Raw genomic sequence first — 5,873 nt, 5'->3', positions numbered from 1 at the left:
GGATGGGAGAGTGGCAGCCCTGGACATATCCAGGGTGGCTTCAGCTTCTTTGATTCGCGTTATGGCAATCTGCTGATCTATATTGTTCTTCAGGCCTTCGCCTATTAAGGCCTGAAGTTTTGGATCTTTAAAATACTCTTTCCAGGGAATATTTGCAATTGTAGCTGTGTCAAGGTTATTGCCCCCTTCACTCCTGAGGATATTTAGCGTATCTACTTTAGGAGGCGTATAGATGTTTTTAGTCACATGGCATGATGCAAGTTCAACTGCCATTGCGACGAGAAACAATATTTTGAAATTATTTATTTTATTCTTGTACATGGAATTTAATTTATTGAATCATTGTTATCAGTTGTAATTATTTTGTGTTTACTGACGCGTTCATTTAATCCCTGGAAGATGATAAAGAGAACGGGAATAACAAGAATTCCAATGACTGTGCCGACCAGCATACCTCCGATTGCGCTGATTCCGATAGATTTGTTCCCGATAGCACCGGCTCCTTTGGCAATAGCCAGGGGCAACAACCCGAAAATCAGTGCAAAGGAAGTCATCAGAATAGGCCTTAACCTTGCAACTGCACCGGTTATTGCTGCTTTGATGATGCTCATCCCTTTTCTGCGCCTTTGCAGGGCATATTCTACAATCAGGATGGCATTCTTTGACAACAGGCCGATAAGCATGATCAGGGATATCTGAACATATATGTTATTGACAATTCCGCTTCCGCTCATCATGGCAACAAATATAAACAGGAATACACCGGCCAGTCCGATTGGCAACGAGCAGATTACGGCCAAAGGAAGTATGTAACTTTCATATAAGGCTGCTAACAGAAGATATACAAAGACCAGGCACAATGCAAAAATGATGATGGTCTGGTTGCTGCTGTTTACTTCTTCGCGCGTCATACCCGAAAAATCATAACCATAACCCTCCGGTAATTGTATCTTTTTCATGGCATTGATCACATCCCCTGATGTATAACCTTTGGCGTAGTTCGGGATGATGGTTACATCCATGGAAGAATAGAGGTTAAAACGGGTCAGTGACTGAGGCCCTGTGATGTCGCGTATGGTAAAAAATTCTGTTATCGGGACCATTGATCCGTTCGAAGTTTTTACTGTAAGGCCGTTTAGATCATCCAGCTTGGTTCGATATTCAGGCCCTGCCTGAACCACGACCTGGTACTGCTTGCCATAAGAGTTAAAATTAGACACATACATACTTCCGATATAAGCCTGCAGGGTGGACATTACTTCACTTACGGTAAGTCCGGCGTCCTTGATCTTTGCCACGTTGGCTTCGATCTGTTTTTGAGGGAATCTCGGGTCGAAGGTACTCATAGCCATCATGACTTCCGGGCGTTTTTGAAGTTTATTCAGAAAATCTGTAGTGACGCCGTAAAATTTATTGATGTCTCCGCCGGTTTTGTCCTGCATTTGCATTTCAACGCCGTTGCTTAGTCCGAAACCCTGCAGGGTAGGAACGGCAAAGAACATAAATTTGGCGTTCCTGATGGTATCGGTTTTTTGTTTTAAGATGGCGGCTACTTCGCTGGTGGTGATTTTCCGTTTATCCCACGGATCCATTTTAACAATGATTGAACCGTAAGAGCTGCCTGAACCGCTCATAAAATTCAATCCTGTCAGGCTTGTCACACTATTCACATGAGGGATCGATTCGGCCATACGGACTATACGTTTCGTGATTTTGTCGGTTCTTTCCAACGACGATCCGGGCGAAAGCGTAATCATCCCCATCAAAGAACCGCTGTCTTCCTGCGGAACAAAACCATTGGGTATTATTTTCATCAGGGAATAAAGGATCAAGGTGAAGGCCAAAATGATTGATACGGTAATCCACCGGTGGTTCCTTTTTCCCAGGAATTCTATGGAATTCTTATATTTGTTGGTCAGTGAGCCAAATCCAAGATTGAAATAATAGAAAAATTTTCTTGCTACATTTTTATCTTTCACATCCGGATTACTGTCGGGTTTCAGGAATAATGCACACAAGGCTGGGCTTAGGGTTAAGGCATTTAATGCGGAAATCAGGATGGCCAGTGCCAGGGTTAAGCCGAATTGTTTAAAGAATACGCCGCTGGTTCCTCCGATAAAGCTGACCGGAATAAATACAGCAGACATAACCAGGGTAATGGAAACAATAGCCGGGGCAATTTCCTTCATGGCATTGACAGCAGCTTTTTTGGGATCCTTTTCTCCGGCATCCAATTTTGCATGGATAGCTTCGACAACCACAATGGCATCGTCGACCACGATTGCAATTGCCAGCACCAGGGCGAAAAGAGTAAGCAGGTTGATGGAAAATCCAAAAAGCTTCAGAAAGAAAAATGTACCGATAATGGCCACAGGAACAGCAAAAGCAGGAATCAGCGTTGCCCTGAAGTTTTGAAGGAAGAGCAAAACCACCAGGCAGACAATGATAAATGCTTCCAACAGAGTCCTGAGTACTTTATGTATTGAGGCATCCAAAAAGGCGCTGGCGTCCATCTGGTATTCATACTGTATACCGGGAGGCAACACCTTGGAAACTTTTTGCATTTCCTGTTTGATTTGCTTGATGATATCTTGTGCATTTGATCCGGCAGTTTGATTTATGCCGATCAGCACCGAAGGGTGATTGCCGTTTTGAGAGAGAAAGGAATAACTTTGGGCGCCTAATTCAATTTTGGCCACATCCTTCAGTCTTAAAACATCTGAATTCTTTGAACGGATGATGATATTTTCAAATTCGTCGGCAGTCTTGAGTCTTCCTGTATATTTCAGGGTATACTGAAAGGTCTGGTTGCTGTTGGCCCCTAATTCCCCTGGAGCCGCTTCAATATTTTGGTCTTGCAGGGCGGCAATTACTTCAGATGTGGTCAGGTTGTATGTTTTCATTGCATCAGGCTTAAGCCAGATGCGCATGCTGTAATTTTTAGGGCCCCAGACGTTTGCATCGCCAACCCCTGCAATTCTTTTAATTTGGGGTATAATGTTGATCGCTGCATAGTTTTGAATGAATTTGTCATCATAATCGGGGTTGACAGACCTGAGCATGATCATCAAAACCGTACTGCTCTGTTGTTTACGCACAGTCACGCCGACTTTGGTTACTTCTCCTGGTAATAGCGAAGTGGCCTGGGATACCCGGTTTTGGACATTTACTGCAGCCATATCGGGATCCGTACCCTGTTTGAAGTAAACATTGATACTTGCAGAACCTCCGTTGGAGGCGGTGGAAGTCATATAAGTCATGCCTTCCACACCATTGATCTGTTCTTCGAGGGGAACGATGACACTGTTTAATACAGCATTGGCATTGGCCCCGCTGTATGTTGTGGAAACCCTTACGGTTGGAGGCGCAATGTCCGGATATTGTTCAATCGGCAAAGTATAAATGCCGATTATTCCTAACACTACAATAATAATTGAAATGACCGTGGATAGTACCGGCCTATCTATGAATGTTCTAAGCATTATGTCTTTGTTTGAATTATTTTATTTTTATTTTTTGGCCGTTTTTAAGGGTCACGATACCGTCCGTTACAATCCTGTCGCCTTGTGACAAGCCGTCGAAAACTGCATAATTCTGTCCGTCAGCAGTGGATTTTACGGTTATTGCCTTTTGAACTACAGAATCTCCCTGAACTTTATATACAAGTACTTTATCCTGTTGGTTGAATGTGGCTTTTTGCGGAACCACCAGTACATTTTTCAGATATTTGGGGATGACTACTTTTCCACTGCTGCCGCTTCGTAAAAGTCCCTGTTTATTTGGGAAAGAAGCCCTGAAGTTTACTGCACCTGAAGTTGCATCAACTACTCCGGATATGGTTGCGATCCTGCCTTTTTGTTCATATTCGGTACCATCTGAAAGTTGAAGTTTTACAGGCGGCATATTTTTTATTTTTGCAGCCTGTGTACTCCCTTTCCAATCTCTCATAAATTCATAAAGGTCCTTTTCGTTCATCGAAAAGTATGCAATTACGCTGGTGGTGTTGGCTACAGAGGTTAAAACATTGGAATTGTTCACCAGGCTTCCGGTTCTGTAATTTATGGTGCCGACAATCCCGTTCACGGGACTGGTTACCCTTACCCAGCTTAATGCTGCTCTGGCTTGTTTTAAGGCAGCCTGGGCGGAAGCCAGTGCATTTTCGTATTCATTCAGCCTGACCTGGCTGATGATCCCTTTGTCAGCCAAAGGGCGCATCCTTTCCACATCCAGTTTGGCGGTATTGTAATTTGCCTTTGCACTTTCAATATTTTGTAAGGAAGATGGGGAATTGATGCTGAAAAGTGTTTGCCCTCTTTTAACAATCGAACCTTCGTCAACATAAACATGTTCAATAAAGCCATCAACTCTGGGTTTGATGTCTATATCTTCCTGGCCCTTGATCACAGCAGGATAAACGGATTCCAGCTCAATATTTTGTAGGGATAAAACAGCAGTAGGGTAGGATTGGACCTGTTCAGCCTGATCTGCTAAATTTCGCTTGTTTTTACATGCACTTAGGCATACAATAAGTATAATTCCTTCAATTAAAATTTTTTTCCAGTTCATAATTTAATATTTTGCATCACCATTAATTTTTCAACAGTTTGAGTTGGCTGATTTTTCAATAGAAACTTATTTTTATTATAATTATTGTTTATCGTCAATAATTGATTATTATAGATTATTGACAATATCAATTATAAGGATAAAAAATTACATTTTTTCTGCTTTGTTCTTAATGTGGTTGATTACCCTGTGAAAGGCTTCCAGATCAGAGGCCGGAATGTCATTAATTAACTCATTACTCAATGACATCTCGATTTTTAAATATTGTTTTATGGTTTTTTCACCCTTTTCGGTGATCAAAATTTTGTTTTTTCTCCGGTCATTGGTGTCTACAACTCTTTTGATCAGTTCTTTTTTCTCCAAAGAATCAATCATTCTTAACATTGATGAAGGATCTTTTCCCATGATATCAGCCATTTCTTTTTGAATGATGTCATCGCCTTCACGTTTTATGTTAAAAAGCAAGCCAAATTGTTCGATGGTCAACTTGGTCTCAGTCAATTCAAAAGTTCTTCTTTTTAACACCCTGAACATGGCTTTCATCATTCCGCCAATAATAAATCCGACTGGCAAATTTTGGTTTTCCATTCCTGATAATTTATTTTCGGCACAAAGATATAATTAATTGATATATGCAATTAATTTTTCCTGGTATTTTATATTATTAGTGTCCTGGGAAAATATAAAGATTCCTCGAATCACTGAAAGTGGTTAAAGCCGGAACGTGAAAGATGAATTTCTTTATCTCCCTCAAACCACAGGATTTCCGGGTTCCCGGGAAGGATTTGGCCTATTTTTATGATGGGTTTGCCCAATTCGTTTTGAAATTTTTTATTCAGTGAATCAAATTTGTTTTCTTCAACGGTAAATAAAAGTTCATAATCTTCACCTCCGCCAACAGCAAGTTCTAGGGCATTCCAGTCCTGTTCTTTGGCGGTCTGAATCAATTGTCTGGATAGTGGCAACAGCTCTGTCTGGATTTTTGCCGAAACGCCGGAAGCCTTTAGGATATGTTTCAGGTCGGAGGCAATGCCATCCGAAATGTCCATCATGGCATGGACTGCAGGATCGCCGGCAAGCAACAGACCCTCTTTAAGCCTGGGCTCAGGGAGGTGATGCCTGAGAAGCAAATAATCGTGGTTGGCAGACGAAGTTAATTTATTTAGCAAAACTTGCAGTCCGCCTGCAGAATCGCCGAGATAACCTGTAACGCAAATAGCATCGCCTGTTTGGGCCATATTTCGTTTGCGGGCCTTACCCTTGGCACATTTCCCTATTGCACAGATATTAATGGCCAGATGTTTCAT

The 5,873-nt window shown here is 41.8% G+C and carries 5 protein-coding genes; all 5 read right to left on the bottom strand.

From position 1 onward, the window contains the following. A partial coding sequence (locus Q8907_11620; GenBank protein ID MDP4274916.1) for a TolC family protein occupies positions 1-321 on the bottom strand: 321 nt, incomplete at its 3' end. Between the two features lie 5 nt (positions 322-326). Next, positions 327-3,482 (bottom strand): efflux RND transporter permease subunit, encoded by a 3,156-nt coding sequence (locus Q8907_11615; protein MDP4274915.1) that lies wholly within the window; start codon positions 3,480-3,482, stop codon positions 327-329. 16 nt (positions 3,483-3,498) lie between these two features. After that, complete coding sequence (locus Q8907_11610) at positions 3,499-4,566, bottom strand: efflux RND transporter periplasmic adaptor subunit (protein MDP4274914.1); 1,068 nt, start codon at positions 4,564-4,566, stop codon at positions 3,499-3,501. 147 nt (positions 4,567-4,713) lie between these two features. Next, on the bottom strand, positions 4,714-5,154 hold the full coding sequence (locus Q8907_11605; protein MDP4274913.1) for a MarR family transcriptional regulator: 441 nt from the start codon (positions 5,152-5,154) through the stop codon (positions 4,714-4,716). A 110-nt stretch (positions 5,155-5,264) separates the two neighbouring features. Next, on the bottom strand, positions 5,265-5,873 hold a 609-nt coding region (locus Q8907_11600), incomplete at its 5' end, for an AIR synthase-related protein (protein ID MDP4274912.1).

Source organism: Bacteroidota bacterium, from assembly GCA_030706565.1.
Classification (GTDB): Bacteria; Bacteroidota; Bacteroidia; order Bacteroidales; family JAUZOH01; genus JAUZOH01.
Note: the sequence above shows the minus strand (reverse complement) of the source record. Positions and strands in the feature narration are given on the sequence as shown.

Bases quoted from the DNA above. Each gene is read 5' to 3' on its own strand.
- Q8907_11615 (MDP4274915.1), bottom strand. From the start codon at position 3,482: ATGCTTAGAACATTCATAGATAGGCCGGTACTATCCACGGTCATTTCA.
- Q8907_11610 (MDP4274914.1), bottom strand. From the start codon at position 4,566: ATGAACTGGAAAAAAATTTTAATTGAAGGAATTATACTTATTGTATGC.
- Q8907_11605 (MDP4274913.1), bottom strand. From the start codon at position 5,154: ATGGAAAACCAAAATTTGCCAGTCGGATTTATTATTGGCGGAATGATG.